Genomic DNA, 1,018 nt, shown 5'->3' on the forward strand with positions numbered 1-1,018 from the left:
GCCCCTCCCACAAGGAGACGCGATGAAACCCGTCCTGACCACGCTCGCCACCCTGGCGCTGATCGCCGCCGCGCAGGCTCAACCCAAGCTGCCGGCCCCCAATTTCCCGACCTTCGGCAGCGTCGCCGATGTGCAGGCCCGCTGCGACACCGGCCTCAAAGGCGCCAGGCAGCGCGTTGCGCAGCTGGAGAAGCGCAAGGTCGACGCCGGCTGGCTGGCCGCCTATGACGACCTGACCGTCTATCTGGAGGACAACCAAGGCCCCAATGACTTCGTCCTCAACGTCCATCCGACCAAGGCCGTGCGCGACGCCGCCCAGGCCTGCTCGCTGCGCTGGGCCGACTTCGGTTCCAGCTTCGGCCAGAACGAGAAGGTCTACCGCGCGCTGCAGAAGGCGCCCAAGAAGGACGCCATCGATGCCGAGCTGGTGCGCCTGGCCTCGGGCCAGTTCGAGGACAGCGGCGTGGCCCTGCCCAAGGCCAAGCGCGAGCGCGCCAAGCAGATCCTGGACAAGCTGACCGAGCTGGACCAGCAGTTCAACAAGAAGATTCGCGACGCCGGCACGCGCGTGGCCTTCACCGAGGCCGAACTCAAGGGTGTGCCGGCCAGCGTCTGGGAAAAGGCCAAGCGCGACGAGCAGGGCCGCATCCTGCTGGGCGTGGACTACCCGAGCTACGTGCCGGTCATGCGCAGCGCCGAGAGCGGCGAGGCGCGCCAGCGCATGTGGCTGGCCAAGGTCAACGAGGGCGGCCAGGGCAACCTCGACCTGCTGACGCAGATTGTCACGCTGCGCGGCGAGTACGCCAAGCTGTTCGGCTTCGACAACTATGTCGATTTCAACCTGCGCCGCCAGATGGCCAAGGATGGCGCGACGGCGACGCGCTTCCTCGATTCCGTGACCGGCGCCGTCAACGCGCGTGAGAACACGGAGCTGCAGGAGCTGCGTGCTGACAAGGCCAAGCACCTGGGCACTTCGCTGGAGCAGACCAAGGTCGAGCGCTGGGACGCCACCTTCTAC

The 1,018-nt window shown here is 67.4% G+C and carries 1 protein-coding gene; it reads left to right on the forward strand.

Annotation, left to right across the window (positions count from 1 at the left end):
- Positions 1-22: 22 nt before the first annotated feature.
- Positions 23-1,018 (forward strand): M3 family metallopeptidase (locus AC1DU6_RS32665; protein WP_477862414.1); only part of this gene is annotated, 996 nt, incomplete at its 3' end.

Source organism: Roseateles sp. P5_B10 (assembly GCF_056400485.1).